This window comes from Vibrio sp. 704 (assembly GCF_033339295.1).
On sequence record NZ_JAWOUH010000256.1, the window covers coordinates 1 to 834 of the forward strand.

1 protein-coding gene is annotated in these 834 nt (G+C 44.4%); it reads left to right on the forward strand.

From position 1 onward, the window contains the following. A partial coding sequence (locus tag R7R24_RS25785) for an NCS2 family permease (protein ID WP_318119970.1) occupies positions 1 to 552 on the forward strand: 552 nt, incomplete at its 5' end. Between the last annotated feature and the right edge of the window lie 282 nt (positions 553 to 834).

Genomic DNA, 834 nt, shown 5'->3' on the forward strand with positions numbered 1-834 from the left:
TTCTTGTTCGTCGACTTATTTGATACGGCTGGTACGCTCGTTGGCGTTTCTCAAAAAGCCGGTCTAACGGATGAGAATGGCAACATTCCTCGTCTAAACAAAGCACTACTTGCTGACTCAACAGCGACTTCTGTTGGTGCGTTGCTAGGTACGTCAAACACGACTTCATACATTGAAAGTGTTTCGGGCGTAGCTGCTGGTGGTCGTACTGGCCTAACCGCAGTGGTTGTTGGTGTACTCTTCCTGCTTGCACTATTGTTCTCGCCACTAGCGGGTATGATCCCTGCGTATGCAACGTCAGGTGCATTGTTCTATGTAGCAATTTTGATGCTTTCTGGCTTGGTGAGCATTGATTGGCGTGACCTAACTGAAGCATCTCCAGTCGTTGTAACTTGTCTTGTGATGCCGCTTACTTTCTCTATTGCAGAAGGCATCACCCTAGGCTTTATTGCGTATGCTGCTATCAAATTGTTTAGTGGCAAAGGCCGCGATGTATCGATGAGTGTTTGGGTTATGTCTGCCATCTTCATCGTTAAATACCTAGCCGGGTAATTACTTTTAAAAAGCCAGCGCGAGCAGCAAAAGCTGTTCGTGCTGGCTTTTTGCTTTTAGCGTTGTTCACTGAATTCGATTTTTCTGCGTAATAGGCGGAGAATTTTGATATCACCGTTGGTATTAACGGTGTGTTTCGGTAGAATAATCGTTTGCGCAGCTTGAAATCCTCGTCTCCTGACCTCTGGAGAGCATAGTGAATATTCCGCTTTAAAGCCGTTTCGCTAGATTTTGAGGATGCATATTTTCAAATTATTAGGTTATTACAATGAGTAAAAAATT